Source organism: Streptomyces albus subsp. chlorinus, from assembly GCF_013302895.1.
GTDB lineage: Bacteria > Actinomycetota > Actinomycetes > Streptomycetales > Streptomycetaceae > Streptomyces > Streptomyces chlorinus.
The window spans coordinates 7,273,287-7,287,355 of record NZ_VJOK01000001.1 but is presented as its reverse complement, the minus strand read 5'-3'; the positions used below and the strand labels follow the sequence as shown (position 1 = coordinate 7,287,355).

The 14,069-nt window shown below is 70.4% G+C and carries 11 protein-coding genes; 5 read left to right on the top strand and 6 right to left on the bottom strand.

Annotation, left to right across the window (positions count from 1 at the left end; all coding sequences use genetic code 11):
- The first annotated feature begins 251 nt into the window (after window positions 1-251).
- From FM076_RS31580 to FM076_RS31570, 3 genes are read left to right on the top strand one after another with little or no spacing between them, the layout of a single operon-like run.
- Window positions 252-1,667, top strand: a complete 1,416-nt coding sequence (locus FM076_RS31580; RefSeq protein ID WP_243274695.1) for a cytochrome P450 — start codon at window positions 252-254, stop codon at window positions 1,665-1,667.
- A gap of 49 nt (window positions 1,668-1,716) precedes the next feature.
- On the top strand, window positions 1,717-3,231 hold the full coding sequence (locus tag FM076_RS31575) for an FAD-dependent monooxygenase (protein WP_173874243.1): 1,515 nt from the start codon (window positions 1,717-1,719) through the stop codon (window positions 3,229-3,231).
- A 57-nt stretch (window positions 3,232-3,288) separates the two neighbouring features.
- A complete protein-coding gene (locus tag FM076_RS31570) occupies window positions 3,289-4,812 on the top strand; it encodes an FAD-binding protein (protein ID WP_173874242.1) in 1,524 nt (507 codons plus the stop codon).
- Window positions 4,813-4,876: 64 nt separating this feature from the next.
- Here the strand turns inward: FM076_RS31570 and FM076_RS31565 are convergent, their stop codons facing one another.
- From FM076_RS31565 to FM076_RS31555, 3 genes are all read right to left on the bottom strand, one after another.
- Window positions 4,877-6,274, bottom strand: a complete 1,398-nt coding sequence (locus FM076_RS31565; RefSeq protein ID WP_173874241.1) for a trehalose-6-phosphate synthase — start codon at window positions 6,272-6,274, stop codon at window positions 4,877-4,879.
- A complete protein-coding gene (locus FM076_RS31560; protein ID WP_173874240.1) occupies window positions 6,271-7,461 on the bottom strand; it encodes an MFS transporter in 1,191 nt (396 codons plus the stop codon). The genes FM076_RS31565 and FM076_RS31560 overlap by 4 nt, the downstream gene beginning before the upstream one ends.
- A gap of 273 nt (window positions 7,462-7,734) precedes the next feature.
- On the bottom strand, window positions 7,735-8,508 hold the full coding sequence (locus FM076_RS31555) for a thiamine biosynthesis protein ThiG (protein ID WP_173874239.1): 774 nt from the start codon (window positions 8,506-8,508) through the stop codon (window positions 7,735-7,737).
- A gap of 296 nt (window positions 8,509-8,804) precedes the next feature.
- On the opposite strand from FM076_RS31555, the gene FM076_RS31550 reads away from it, so the two are divergent.
- A complete protein-coding gene (locus FM076_RS31550) occupies window positions 8,805-10,130 on the top strand; it encodes an acyltransferase family protein (RefSeq protein ID WP_173874238.1) in 1,326 nt (441 codons plus the stop codon).
- Between the two features lie 30 nt (window positions 10,131-10,160).
- On the opposite strand, the gene FM076_RS31545 is transcribed toward FM076_RS31550, so the two are convergent.
- Window positions 10,161-11,075: an SDR family oxidoreductase gene (locus FM076_RS31545; RefSeq protein ID WP_173874237.1), complete on the bottom strand. Its 915-nt coding sequence runs from the start codon at window positions 11,073-11,075 to the stop codon at window positions 10,161-10,163.
- A gap of 123 nt (window positions 11,076-11,198) precedes the next feature.
- Window positions 11,199-11,783 carry a TetR/AcrR family transcriptional regulator gene (locus tag FM076_RS31540; RefSeq protein WP_173874236.1) on the bottom strand — a complete coding sequence of 195 codons (585 nt, stop codon included), beginning with the start codon at window positions 11,781-11,783 and terminating at the stop codon, window positions 11,199-11,201.
- Window positions 11,784-12,401: 618 nt separating this feature from the next.
- On the opposite strand from FM076_RS31540, the gene FM076_RS31535 reads away from it, so the two are divergent.
- Complete coding sequence (locus FM076_RS31535) at window positions 12,402-13,277, top strand: hypothetical protein (protein ID WP_173874235.1); 876 nt, start codon at window positions 12,402-12,404, stop codon at window positions 13,275-13,277.
- A 116-nt stretch (window positions 13,278-13,393) separates the two neighbouring features.
- On the opposite strand, the gene FM076_RS31530 is transcribed toward FM076_RS31535, so the two are convergent.
- Window positions 13,394-13,999, bottom strand: coding sequence for a hypothetical protein (locus FM076_RS31530; protein WP_173874234.1), 606 nt, complete (start codon window positions 13,997-13,999; stop codon window positions 13,394-13,396).
- Window positions 14,000-14,069 lie beyond the last annotated feature (70 nt).

The following is a 14,069-nucleotide window of genomic DNA, read 5'->3' as shown; positions in this document are numbered from 1 at the left end:
AGGGAGATTCGCGGCGGGCGCCAGGATCTCTGTCAGTCTACGGAAGGAAGGTGAAAAGAATCGCCGCTCAGCGGCCTGTGCGGACCGCAACGGCAATACGGGCGGGTTTCTTTCCCGCTTCTTTCCTGCCCTCTCCCGGGCCCCGGCGGTTGCTTGTACGGTGTGGGGCCCGGCCGCGATAAACGCCTGCTCACCGCCGCGGCCACCGGATCGCGAGACCCATTTTCATGGACCAGCTCTCTGGAGGCTCCATGAGCAACGCTGCGGCCGTCTCAGTTCCCGTGCAGCTCCCCGGCCCCGTACAGATTCCCCTGGTGGGCTGGCGGACCCGGGGCCTGCGGATGCTGGGTGATCCCGCCGAATACTTCATGCGCCAGTACGCCAGGTACGGGGTAGTCAGCGCGTGGAACCCGCAGAACCCGCGCCACGTTTTCGCGTTCGGCCCCGAATACCTGAAAAAGATCTTCGCGGAGCCGGAAGTTTTCATAGCGGATTCCTTCCGGGAGGTCCGCATTCCGGAGCAGAGCTCCTTCTACCGGCTCACGAACGGCCTGCTGCGGCGCAACGGGGATCCGCACCGCAAGCATCGCCGGCTCATGCAGCCCGCCTTCACCGCCCGCCGTGTCCTGGTGCACCGGGAGACCGTCGCCGACGTGACCGAGCGCTGCCTTTCCGACTGGCGCACCGGCGACGTCGTACCCATGCACGACGCACTGGCGCGGATCATCATGCTCACCGCGATGCGGACCGTGTTCGACATCGACGCGCCCGCCAAGATCGACCGGCTCCAGGGGCTCATCAGCCGCCTCCTGCGGGTGGCCGCTTCCCCCCTGACCCTGCTGGTGCCCTACGACCTGCCGGCCAGCACGTTCCGCACGGCGCTGCGCACCTGCGAGGAGATCGAAGCACTCCTGCTGGAGATGATCCGCGAGCGGCGGGCGGGCGCGAGCGCCGGCCGGGACGTGCTGACGAGCCTGGTCAACGCCGTGGACGAGGACGGCAGCAGGCTGACCGAGGCCGAACTCGTCGGAGAGGCCTACACCGCCTTCTGCCACGACAGCAGCACCGCCACCCTGATGTGGACGCTCCTGCTGCTGGACCAGCATCCGCAGCTGATGAACGACGTGGTCGACGAGGTGCGGGCGGTCTGCGGCGGCAGTCCCCCCGACGACGAACAACTCGGCCGCATGCCGCTGCTGGAGGCGGTCCTCAAGGAGACCCTGCGCCTGCTGCCGCCGGCGCCGATGCTGATCCGCTACACCTCGCGGCCGACCCCGTTCGGCAGGTACCAGCTGCCCTCCGGCGCGATGGTGTTCTTCAGCTCGTACGTGACCCATCGTCTCGAAGAGGTCTACCACGACCCGCTCCGCTTCGACCCGGGCCGCTGGGAGCGCGAGAGCCCCTCGACCTACGAGTTCCTGCCGTTCGGGGCCGGCGCCCACAACTGTGTCGGACGGCACTTCGCGATGCTGGAGATGAAGACCGTGCTGGCCGTGCTCCTGCAGAAGTTCCGGCCGGCGCTGGTGCCCGGTACGCGGGTGGACAGGTCGATGCGCGTCTCCCTCGTTCCCAGCCACGGCCTGCCGATGCGGCTGCTGCCCCGCGGAGCCAGGACGTCACCGGCCCCGCTGCGGGGCAACATCCGCGACAGCGTGCGGCTGCCGTAGCCGGCCGGATCCGGCCGCCCCCACTGACAGAGCACCATCAGGAGTCCTCGTGTCCACCGATACGCCCACGGTCATTGTTTCCGGCGCGGGTCCCACCGGCCTGGCCCTCGCCTCCGAACTCAGCGGTGCCGGTATCCGGTGCCGCGTCGTCGAGAAGCGGCGCCAGCCCTCACCGTGGTCCCGCGCCTTCGGCCTCATGCCCCGCACGATGGAACTGCTGGACATGCGCGGGCAGCTGGACCCCTACCTCGACGCGGGGCTCCCCTGCACCCGCCCGCCGCTCGGGGACCTGCGCGGCCACCTGGACTACCGCCGCCTGGACACCCCGTTCCCCTACATCCTGATCCTCCCCCAGTCGCGCACCGAGGAGCTGCTGGAGAAGGCGGCACTGGAGACGGGCGCGGAGATCGAGCGGGGCGCCGAGGTCACCGGCGTGCACCCGGGCCCGGACGCGGTCCGGGTCGAGGTCACCGGCTCCGACGGTGTCCGGCGCACCGAGCGGGCCGACTTCCTGGTCGGCTGCGACGGGGTCCGCAGCACGGTGCGGCAGAGTCTGGGCATCCCCTTCCCCGGGCGCGACTACCACCAGTCCCTGATGATCGTGGACGCCCCGCTGGGCAACCCCCCGGAGCCGGAGGTGTACGCGCGGATCACCCGGCGGGGCATGGTGGCCGCCTATCCCTTCGGGGACGGCACGTTCCGCCTCATCATCCTCGACCGGGAGAAGATGGGCGTCCCGGTGGAGCAGCCCCTGACGCTGGAGGACGCCTCGGACAGTATCCGCGGCATCCTCGGCCTGGACCTCGCCCCCTACGATCCGCTGTGGCTCTCCCGGTTCCGCAGTGCGCAGCGGCATGCCGCCCAGTACCGGCGCGGCCGGGTCCTCCTGGCCGGCGACGCCGCCCACACGCACATCCCCTCCGGCGGGCAGGGGCTGCAAGTGGGCATCCAGGACGCCATGAACCTCGGCTGGAAACTGGTGGCCGAGCTGCGCGGGTGGGCGCCCGACGGCCTGCTGGACTCCTACGAGCGGGAGAGGCTGCCGATCGCCGAGGCCACGTTGCGCAAGACTGACATGAACTTCCGTTTCGAGACCTCGGACTCACCGCCCGCCCGGCTGGCGCGGTGGCTCATCATGAAGGGCGGACGCATCGGGCCGCTGCAGACCCCGGTGCTGAAGGAGTTCGCCAACTTCACGCTGCGCTACCCCCCGCCCGCAGGCTTCGAACGGAACCCCCTGGTGGGCACCCGGGTGCCGGACGCGACCTTGCACGGCGGCGGACGGCGGGGCGGGCGGTTGTTCGAACTCTTCCGGGAGCGGCGGTTCGTCCTGCTGGACCAGTCCCCCGGCGGCCGGGCGGCGACGCTCGCGGCCGGCGGCTGGGGCGACCGCGTCCACACCGCGCACAGCAACGCGCAGGGCAGGGTCCGGCTGCCCGAGGTGCTGCTCGCCCGCCCGGACGGTTATGTGGCATGGGCCGGTGACGCCGAGGACCCCGACGGTCTGCGGAAGGCACTGACCCGCTGGTGCGGCGCCGCCGGGAACGGCCGGACGGACCGCTGACTCCTCCTCACCCTCCTCGCACGTTCCGACAACCACGAGATCCGAAGGGAACCTTCCGTGTTGGACCGACGTACGATTCTCCGCCTGGGAACCGGGGTGGCGGCAGCGGGTGTCATCGGCGCCGAGGCGCAAGTGGGGCTCGGCCTGGCGCGCGAGCGCCTCCCCTGGGACAAGCTGCGGGACACCTTGCGCGGCGACGTGGTCCTGCCCGCCGACCGCGGCTACGAGCAGGCCAAGAGGATGGTGCTGGGCCAGTTCGACTCGGTCAGTCCCCAGGCGGTCGCGTACTGCGAGACGGCCGGGGACGTGGCGCGGTGTCTGCGGTTCGCGGACAAGCACGGGCTGCCGGTCGCCGCCCGCAGCGGCGGCCACAACTTCGCCGGCTGGTCCACCACACCCGGTCTCGTGGTGGACGTCTCCCGGATGAACCGGGTCCGCCCGCATCACGGCTCGGTCCGTCTGGGTCCGGGCGCGCAGGCCGTGGACATCGTCTCCCAGTTGGCGCCGCACGGTCTGCAGACCATCTCGGGGCTCTGCCCGACGGTCTGCCCGGGTGGATACATCCTGGGCGGCGGCATCGGCTGGGCGACCCGCAAGTACGGCATGGGCTCCGACAAGCTCCGGTCCGCCGAGGTGGTGCTCGCCGACGGCAGCGTGGTACGGGCCTCGGAGAAGTCCGAGGCCGATCTCTTCTGGGCGCTGCGGGGCGGCGGTGGCGGCAACTTCGGCATCGTCACCGAGTTCCAGGTCGAGCCCGTCTCCATCCCCTCGCTGGTCAACTTCAACCTGACGTGGAAGTGGGAGGACGCGCTCGACGTCACCCAGGCCTACCTGGAATGGCTGCCGCACGCCCCCGACTCCTGGGGATCGACCCTGGTGATGTTCATGGCGGAGTCGACACCTGAGGCGGTGCCGCAGCTGCTCCTCCAGGGTGCCTACCTCGGCGGCGAAGCCGGCTTCCGGGCCGCCCGTGACGAACTCGTCGACGCGATCGGGCGGCGGCCGGCCACCGAGGACATCGCCGACCTCCCCTACGACCAGGCTTCGATGCAGTTCTACGAGTGCGAGGACTTCTCCGTCGAGGAGTGCCACCTGGTGGGCAACAACCCCGAGGCGAAGCTGCCCCGGTACCACTTCGCGGTGGACCGCGGACGGCTGGCCGACCGGCCGCTTACGCGCACCGCGGTACGGGAACTGATCGAGGCGTTCGGCGCCGACCGCGTCAAGGAGCAGTTCCGCTACCTGACCTTCTTCGCGCTGGGCGGCGCGGCCAACCGGGTGGGCCGTTCCGAGACCGCGTACGTGCACCGGACGTCGCAGTACTACATCGGGTACACCGTCGGACTGAACGACGACACACCCGACGCGGACAGCCGCGGGGCCGCGCAGTCGTGGGCCGACAAGGCCTTCGAGGTGTGCGACCGGTACGGGATCCCCGAGAACTACATCAACTTCCCCGACCCGCATCTCGACGACTGGCGGACGGCTTACTACGGGGAGAACTACGCGCGGCTCACCGAGGTGAAACGGGCCTACGACCCCGACAACTTCTTCCGGTTCGGCCAGAGCATCGGAAGCTGACCGGCGAAGGGGGCGGTGCCGCGCACACACGCGGCACCGCCCCCTTATACGTGCCCGGCGGGCCTCACAGACGGAAGACGGCCTTGAGCCACTCTTCCGCGCTCTCGGAGCGGAGCAGCGCACGCCTCTCCTGCGCGCTGCCACCGGCCGCACCACCGGCAGCGCGCAGGGCCTGCTCCATCACGCGGCTCGTCTGGTCGATGTCGAACGGGTCGAGGGTGAGAGCGAAGGCACCGAGCTGCTCGTGCACCCCCGCGTTGGCGGACAGCAGCAGCGAGGCGTCGTCACGCAGCAGATAAGCCGCCTCCTTCGCGAACAGGTTCAGGCCGTCGTACGTGGAGTTGACGACCGCGGCGGTACTCATCCGCAGCGCGGCGACGACGCAGTTGCGCGAATCGCGGCCCTTGCCGGGCTGGACGAGAGTGGCCGCCTCCCTGCCCGGTGCGCCGAAGCGCTCGTTGATGCGGTGGATCGCCGCCTCGGTGGCCTGCTGGTAGGCCAGATGCCGGCCGGCGGCGCGGCTCGCCGGTGTGGCCACGGCGACGAACCAGCACTCCTCGGCCAGCCGTGGATCGCGCTCCAGAGCGGCTTCGTAGGCGGCGAAGCCACGGGGCATGTTCTTCCACAGGTCGATCCGGTCCGCCCGCACCATCACGCGCCGGCCGGCCGCCATCCGGGCCAGCCGCTCGGTCCACCGGTCGGTCGCGGGCTCCTCCACCATCGTGTCCAGCACGTCCACGTCCAGCGGGAACGGCACGGACACCAGACGGGTGACATGCCCGCGGTGGGTGACGGTGTCGCCCTCGACCTCGGCCTGCGGCAGGAACCTGGCACAGCAGGCGAGGAACGCGTCCGACCAGCGCCGGGCGTGGAAGCCGACGACATCGCACGCGAGGAGCGATTCCAGGATCCGGGTGCGGACGTGCGCGGGGAGGACGGTGAAGTAGTCGGGCTCGCACCACGGCGTGCCCAGGAAGTAGGTGAGCTTGCTCTTCCTGCGCACCTGCTGGGAGGCGAAGAACTCCGGGACCAGCATGAGGTGCGGGTCGTTCAGCAGGATCAGCTCGTCGGCGCTGTTGGCGGACAGTTCGGTGAGCCGCTTGGCGTACTGCCGGTTCACGGTCTCGTATCCCGCCCAGGCGTCACCGAGCGCGCTGTCGAAGACGGGCTCGACGGAGGTGTCGTGCATGTAGTGGAGCATGCCGAGCAGCAACTGGATGGAGATCGTGTCGTAGTGGCGGCGCCGCAGTTCCTCGTCCAGTGCCACGGGGTGCAGCGTGATGCCGCCGTCCAGGGACACGGACTCGGACATGTCGCTGCCCGGCGGCGCGGTGAAGACCCACTCCCCGCCGTGCTCGTTGAGCAGCGCGATCAGCATGGGCACCAGGCCACCGGGTGAGCGGGGATTGAGCTGCCCGTCTTCCCACTGCGGGCAACTGTTGCTGCAGGTCAGTATCTTCATGTCAGCGTCCTTGGGGTCTGGTGGAGCACTCTGGCCGCGACGCGGCGCAGCTGGACGAGGGCGAGCGCTGTCAACGCCGCGGCACACAGGGCCAGCAGGTGGTAGCCCCACGCACCGGGAAGCGCGGCGACGAGAGGGGCGACCACCACGGCGGCCGTGCCCATCGTCGCCTCGCCGATCCCCTCCGCGTGGGGGCGCAGCCCGTCGGGAACCGCTCCGGTCAGCAGCGTGCTGGCGCCGACCACGCCGCAGTTCCAGCCGAGCCCCGCCAGCACGAGGTAGGTGGTCGTCAGCGCTGTCGCGTGGCCGTCGCTCAAAGCACCCAGCACACAGGCCGTCAGGGAGACCACCGCGCCGACCAGTACGACCGGCACGGGCCCGTGCCGGTCGGCCACCCGGCCGGTGAGCGGCGCGGGGGCGAACATCCCCACGACGTGCAGCGCGACCAGCAACCCGACGGTGCCGTGACCGGCGCCGTGCTGGTCGAGGTGGACGGGCGCGATCGTCATGATGCCGACCATGACGAAGTTGGTCCCGGCCAGCGCGCTCAGCGCGACCATGGTGGCCGGCTCGCGCAGCGCCGACAGCAGTCCGGCCGCGCCCCGGGTATGACGGGCGCCGGAGGTGAGTATCCGCGCGGCCCGGCCCAGCAGGGGCGTCCGCGGTGTCGATCCCGCGGCGAGCAGCAGGGCGGAAGAGCCGAAGGTGACCAGAGCCACCAGGTACAGGCCGGAGAGCGCGGGCAGGTCCATCGCACCTGCGACCGAGCCGCTGGGGCCGAGCAGCAGCGGGCTCACCACCGCGCCGAACGCGGTGGCCAGGAACACCGCGCCCACCGCTCTCCCCCGGCTTCCCTCCCCCACCGCCTGCGCCGCCGCGTAGCGGACGAGGAAGATGGAGGAGTTGGCGGTTCCGAGCAGGGTGCTGCCGACGAGCATCACCGGCAGGCTCCCCTGCCGCGCGGCGAACACGACGGTCAAGGCGCCCACGGCGCCCAGGAGCAGTCCGAGGGCCAGGCCGCGCCCCCGGTGGCCGAGACCCGCCTGGTGCGACACCAGGAGCGCGCCGACGGCCGAGCCGCCCAGATGCAGGGCCACGGGCAGGCCGGCCACGGATGGGGTGCCGGCCAGTTCGGTGGCGAGCAGGGCGCCGGCCGTGCCGCCCGCCGCCAGTCCGATACTGGCCAAGGCGGTGGCACCGGCGAGGAACGCCGGTACGCCCCGCCACGGGTTGTCCGGTTCGGTTGTGGGTGGAACATGGTCCGGGGTGGCAGCACTGCTCACCGAGCGCCTCCGGTGGGGCAGTTCACTGCACAACGGATCAGCCTCAAGGTCCTCCCCTCGTCCGCCGACCGAGAGGCCCCGGTTCCTCCCGGGCTCCTCGGCCGGCATCGCGGCGGCTCTCGGCCGGCCCCCCGGCCGGCCGGTGCCGATGGCGTACGTCGTGGCGCGGTCGATGCCTCAGGCGGCGAGCTTCTCGGGCATCGGTCCCGACTCGTAGGCGAGCCGCCCCGCGGTGGTCGCGTGCCGCATGGCGAGCGCCATCTTCATCGGGTCCTTGGCCTTCACCAGCGCGGTGTTGACGAGCGTGGCCGCGGCACCCATCTCCATCGCGAGCGCGACGTGCTTGGCACTGCCGAGCCCGCCCTCGACGACGACCGGGACACTGGAGGCGTCGATGATCTCCTGGATGGGTCCCGGGTCGATGATGCCGTGTCCGGAGCCCACCGGCGCCGCCATCACGCGCAAGGCGGCGCAGCCGGCCTCTTCCAGTGCCATGGCGGTCTTCAGGTCGGGCAGGATGAACGGCAGCAGTTCCCAGCCCTTGTCGCGCAGTTCGTGGGCCGCCTCGACGGTCTGCTGGTTGTCCGGCACGTTGTCCTCGCCGCGCACGTCCAGCTTCAGGATGCCGATGCCCAGCGAGTCACGCAGGATCTCGGCCGTGCGCAGGGCGCTGTCCTTGGAACGGGAGAAGGAAGTCGTTCCTATCCAGACGAACCGGTCGAGGTCCAGCGCGTTGTCCAGGTCCGAGAGCAGCAGGCTGCTGCGTCGGTTGTCCGGGTCGACCGTGGTGATGAAGACATCGGCCCCCGTGACCGTGAGCACGTCCCGCACCACGGGCACGGAGTCGTACTGCTCGATGCCGACGATGAGCCGGGAACGGAAGACGTGTTCGCCGATTCTGAGCCAGGGCTCGTCGAGGATCTCGGTGGACGCGGAACTGTGAGTGGTCAAGGGATCATCCCCATAGGTCCGTGGAAGAAGCGGTACGCGGCAACAGCCGCGTCACGTTGCCGCAACATTGGACAGCGGGGAGGAGGACCTGTCAGCCGTTCCTGTCCGGGCTCTTTCCACGCTCCGGAAGACGGCGCCCTTCCGTCTGCCGCGGAGGGCTGAGGCCACAGCGCCCGGCGGCGACTTCCGGTTCCGGGGAACCCGCGGGAGTCTGTCGTCTTCCTTTCGCCGCGCCCGTCTCGTGGCCCCTCGTGCTGCACCATGTCCATCCTCACAGCGAAGGATGGGGGAATCCGATGGGTGAGGACGGCAGACTGAGGCGCGCCGAACGCCCGCAGCATTCCGGTGGAACGGGCGCCGCCGCAAGCGCATACGCCACCGCGCCGACGCCGAGACGCTTCTTCCCGGGAATCGAAGGTCTACGCGGCATCGCCGCTTTACTGATCCTCTTCTATCACGTCGGTGTCTATTCGGGTGAGGTCGCCTCTTCACTGTGGCACCAGTCGGGGAACCCCGTCGGCGCGGCCGTACTGGCCAACGCGGAAGTCGGACTGCCGGTGTTCTTCCTGCTCTCCGGAATGCTGCTGTACCGGCCGTTCGTGATGGCCACACTGACGGACACCCCGCCACCGGCGACACGGCCGTACCTGTGGCGGCGGGCACTGCGCATCATGCCGGCCTTCTGGGTACTGGCAATCTTCTCGCTGGTCCTGCTCGCCCGGGACTCGCTGCACAGCCCGTGGGACGTGGTGCGGCCCCTGCTGCTTCTGCACATCTACCAGCAGGACGTTCTTCCCCCCGGCATGGGGCAGACCTGGAGCCTCGCTGTGGAGGTCAGCTTCTATCTGCTGCTTCCGCTGTTCGCCGCCCTGTGCGCGTCATGGGCGAGGCGTGCCGTGGACACCGCTGCCCGGACTCGTCGTGCGCTGTGGATACTCGCGGCCGCCGCGGTGCTCAGCGTCGGCTGGACGGTGGTGTCCCATCTCCCGCGTATGGGCGCCTATCCGTTCATCTACCTGTGGCTGCCCGAGTACCTGGTCTATTTCGCGGCGGGCATGGCCCTGGCCACCTTCTCGGTCTGTCTCCAGCTGCGGATCCGGGTCTGGGAACCCTACCGGTGGCTGGTCGCCCACCCGGGGGCATCCTGGCTGCTGGCGGCGGCGGTCTTCGCCTGCGCCTGCACGCCACTGGGCGGCCCGCACACCATCGACTACCCGTCGGTGCCGCAGGCGCTGCTGACCAAGATGTGGTACCTGCTCATCAGCGTCCTGCTGGTCACCCCGTTCACCGCGACGACCGCGGAACCACGTTCGCGCGTCCACATGGTGCTCGCCAGCCGCCCGGTCCAGTTCTGCGGAAGGGTCTCCTTCGGCGTCTTCCTGTGGCATCTCTTCGTCCTGGACGCCTATTACGCCTGGGGCGACACCCCGCAGGGCACCGCGGACTTCGCCCCGCTGCTCGCTCTGGTGCTGCTCACCTCGCTGGCCGCCGCGACGGTGAGCTTCTATGTTGTCGAGCGCCCCGCCATGCGGCTGCGTCCCCAGCTCGGCCGGGCCCCCGAGGCGCGGAGCACGCCGGTCGCCGCCGGCACTCCCACGGCGTCACCACCCAAACTCTCCTGAGCAACACGGCCGGCGGCACCGGGGAACGGGTCAGCGGTAGTCCGCCGGGTCCACCTGGGCCGGGTCGAGGCCGCCGGAGACCACTTCCTTCATCCAGCGCGGCCAGTCGGGACGGGAGCCGTCCAGATCGTCGACCTGGTAGGCGTCGGCCAGCTCGTGCGAGGTCACGATACGGCCGTTCCAGCGCGCCCGGTCGTCGTCGGCCGCGAGAGCGGCGATCCCCCGACCCAGCAGATGCGGGGTCTCCGACAGCACGAAGTGCGGGTCCACCGCAATGCCGTCGCGCCAGTTCTCCTCGCCGACCTGGAAGTGGTCGAGCATCGCCTCCGAGCGGAGGAAACCGGGGGTGGCCGCGAGGGCCGTTCCCCCGCGTTCGGGAAGCTGTTCGGACAGGCCCAGCGCCAGGCGCCGCACTCCGGCCTTCACCTGGTCGTAGACGAGCGAGCCCGAGTTGCCGTCCGCCACGCCGTCGGTCACCTCGACCACCAGCCCGCCGGGCCGGGCCGTCAGGAGCGGCAGAAGAGTGTGCAGGGTCCGCAGATGCGTCTCCAGTCCGTTGCGCCAGGCCCGCACCGACCGCTCCACGTCCTGCTCCCAGAAGGGGGTGTCCCAGTCGATGAGAGGGTCGCCGCCCCACACGTCGTCGATCAGGATGTCCAACTGCCCGCCGGCTTCCGCGACGACGCGGTCGCGCAGGACGTTGATGTCCTCCTGTTCGAGAAAGTCGCAGCGCACCGCCACGCCGGTCCCGCCCGCCTTGGAGACCAGCTCCGCGGTCTCCTCGATCGTCTCCGACCGGTTCATCTCACTGCGCCGGGTGCGGGTGGAGCGCCCGGCCGCGAACACCGTCGCACCCAAGGCGCCCAGTTCGACCGCGATCGCCCGCCCGCAACCACGTGTCGCTCCGCTGACCACCGCGACCTTGCCGTCGAGTGCTGACGTCATCGTCTGCCATCTCTCCTTGAAGTAACCGAAAATGTGCGCGGCGCGTAGGTGCGCGGCACGCAGGGCCGGAGGGGCCCGGACGAGGGCTTTTCACGGCCGCACCCGCCACCGGCGCGGGCCGGGTCAGAGGGCGCTCCTTGGCCCACGCCACGCGGACATGACCGAGTCGAGATCCTGGCGCAACCGGTCGGCCAGCGCACCTTCCGGGCTCAACGCCCAGTCCTGCTGCAGGCCGTTGACCAGCGCGGCCAGAATCCCCGCCGCCTGCCGGGCCGGAGGCGCGTACGGCAGGCCCGCCTCCTCCAGGAGCGGCGTGAGCACCGAACGGACAGCCCTGCGTTGAGCCGCGAACCCCTCGCGGAGTCCGGGATCGGCCAGATCGGCCCCCAGTTGCGCCAAGTGCTGCGCCGCCGTCTCCGGATCGTCCACCCCGACCGCAGCGAGCACCAGCGACTCCCGCACCGCGGCCACAGGGTCGGGCTGTGCCGCGATGATGCTCCGCATACGGGCCTCGAGCGCCGCCGTGCCCCCCGCCATCAGGGCCAGCAGCAGACCGTGCTTGGAACCGAACCGCCCGGCCACGGTTCCCACCGATACACCCGCGACATCAGCGACCTGCGCGAGCGTGAAACCGGGGCCGTGCCGGCCGATCGCCCGTTCGCAGGCTGCCAACAACTCGCCGTCGGAGATCTTCTTGGGACGCCCCATGCCGCTATTGAACCACGGTTCGGAAACTGTCTGACGGCTCGGCAACACACTTTGCGCCGCGCTGTCGACGCTTCCGCTTACCGGCACGGACCCGCCGCGGAGCAGCCGCGCCGAAGGTGGCTCACAAGGGGCAGTGCCACCGTCGGGCAACGGGTTCGGGAGCGGTCTGACCAGAGGCTGTGCAGGCTCCGCCCCAGGCCCCTCGGCCAGTGCCGGGGCCCGGGTGCGGAGGGTGTGTGGCTCGTGGAGGAACAACGGCCCAGCACGGAGATCGCCTCGGGCACCGGCCCCACGTGCACAGTGGTCACGTCGACCACGACCCGCTCGCGATGCGCCATTCCGAGGCGCCCGGCCCAGCGTGAACATCCGTTACCTGTACGCGGACATGGGACACACGGACGTCGTCGGTCCCGTCCGGCAGTCGGCTCGCGACGAGCCGCTCCACCGCGGCCGACAAGGAAAAGAAACACGAGAAGGCCCAGGAGCTGTACAACGGCAACGGCGCGATCCCCTGCGATCCCCTGCATCTTCCGTGAGCCCTCCCAGACGGTGGAGCTCTTCCACGGAGACTGTGACAAGGCATTGCCTCCGGAGCCGGACCTCCTGGATGCTGGAGCGATGAGCGGGTGGAGGACGAAGCGCTTATCCGCGTCAACCGGGGTCACGCCGGTGGAAGACCCGGCGGCGGAGGCAGCGGAGCCGTCGGCCCAGATCGTCGACGGGAAGATCGGGGCGCATGCGCGGTCGCTCCTCCCGGTCGGGGGAGCGACCTCTGCTCCTTCCGTCTTCGTGCTGTCGACCCCGCGACCCGACTCGGGGACCATCGCCATCCACTGCGGCCCGGAAGTGTTCCGCCAGTGGTGGAAAGCCGGGATTGAGTACGAACGCACCGTCATCCGGATCGCGGACGAGATCCGGAAAGCCGAACGGGCGGTGGAGCGTGCCCGGGTATGGATCCCCTTCGAGCGACGACGCGCCGCGCGGGCGCTGGAGAACCTCCGTAGCCGCTGCGGAAAGGAGCTCATGGAGGCGGAGGCGGCCTACGCGCCCGTACGCAAGGAGATCGCCGGCCGGCTGAGCCTGGAGCGGTGGATGCGGCAGCGCCGCGTCATCGACGAGGAGATCTGGGGCTGGACGAAGGCCGCCCGCGAAGACGGGACGGTGGTGGTCCACCTCTTCCGTCACGACGTCCCGCCCTCGGACCTCGACCAGGCGGCCACGGCCGGCCGGCCGCGCCTGTCCCTTCCGCAGCTGCGGGAGGTCATGATCGAACTGGGCCGGACGAACGCCCGCTGGGACAAGGCCGCTCTCGCAGCCACCGAGAGGGCGTTGGCGGGCACCGGTTTCGCCGCCCTGTGGCACAAGGAGTTCCGCGAGGACTTCTTCACAGGCCACTCATACGCGACCGGCCCGGTGACAGGCCGGGGCAACTCCTCCAGCGGCAGCTCCACCGGCGGCACCGGCGGCTACACCGGCGGCGGTTTCTTCTTCTGAGCGGCTTTGTGGGCGTACAGCGTCCAGGGACGAGTCGCTCACACACGGGGCCTGAGTGCGGTGGGTACCGCCGGCCGTGCGTCCCTGCCGCGCCGGGGAAGCCGCTGTTCCCGGTCTCAGCAGCGGAGTCCGACGATGCCCCAGCCACGGCGGTCGGCTTCGGTGACGACGTCGCCCCATGCACCGAGCACTGCGGTGAACGCCTCGAAGTCCCTGATCCAGCCGGTTTCCGTCCGGGCGTGCTCCCCGAACGGCTCGCGCAGTGCCGCGAGTCCGCTCCTCGCCCGGGTCCAGAAATCCTTGAGCAGGGCGACGTCCTGCGGGGGGCACCAGGTCAGGACCTCCGTGTCCCAGGGGCACTCCCGCTCCGGAACAGCGCCGGGGTCCTCCCCCACCAAATACGCGAAACCGTGCTGCCAGAAGAGCGGTCCGGTGAAGCGGTCCAACGCGGTACGCAGGCCGGGTTCCGCGAAGTCCCGGACGTCCTCCCAGCGTTCGCCCGCCCAGAAATGGAGCTTGTAGGAACCGTTGCGGTGGAAGGCGTACCGGCCGTACCAGTCGGCGCCGGCCGATGCGGGCCAGGACCAGCCGAACCCGTCCGCGCTCCCCTCCCACACCGTGTCGCCGAAGGCCGCCTCATCCACCAGTTCACCCCGCTGCTCCGCGGGGGCGGCTTCGACTCGTTTCCAGTCGACGATCAGGACTTCGATACCGATTCCCACGTCCGGAAGCGTATGACGAGGAGCCGGTGGCGTGTGGGGGCGGCGGACAAGGAAGAGCGCGTGAGGTCGG

Excerpts from the sequence above, each read along its gene's own strand:
- FM076_RS31580 (WP_243274695.1), top strand. The coding sequence starts at position 252 with ATGAGCAACGCTGCGGCCGTCTCAGTTCCCGTGCAGCTCCCCGGCCCC.
- FM076_RS31565 (WP_173874241.1), bottom strand. The coding sequence starts at position 6,274 with ATGAAGATACTGACCTGCAGCAACAGTTGCCCGCAGTGGGAAGACGGG.
- FM076_RS31550 (WP_173874238.1), top strand. The coding sequence starts at position 8,805 with ATGGGTGAGGACGGCAGACTGAGGCGCGCCGAACGCCCGCAGCATTCC.
- FM076_RS31545 (WP_173874237.1), bottom strand. The coding sequence starts at position 11,075 with ATGACGTCAGCACTCGACGGCAAGGTCGCGGTGGTCAGCGGAGCGACA.
- FM076_RS31540 (WP_173874236.1), bottom strand. The coding sequence starts at position 11,783 with ATGGGGCGTCCCAAGAAGATCTCCGACGGCGAGTTGTTGGCAGCCTGC.
- FM076_RS31535 (WP_173874235.1), top strand. The coding sequence starts at position 12,402 with ATGAGCGGGTGGAGGACGAAGCGCTTATCCGCGTCAACCGGGGTCACG.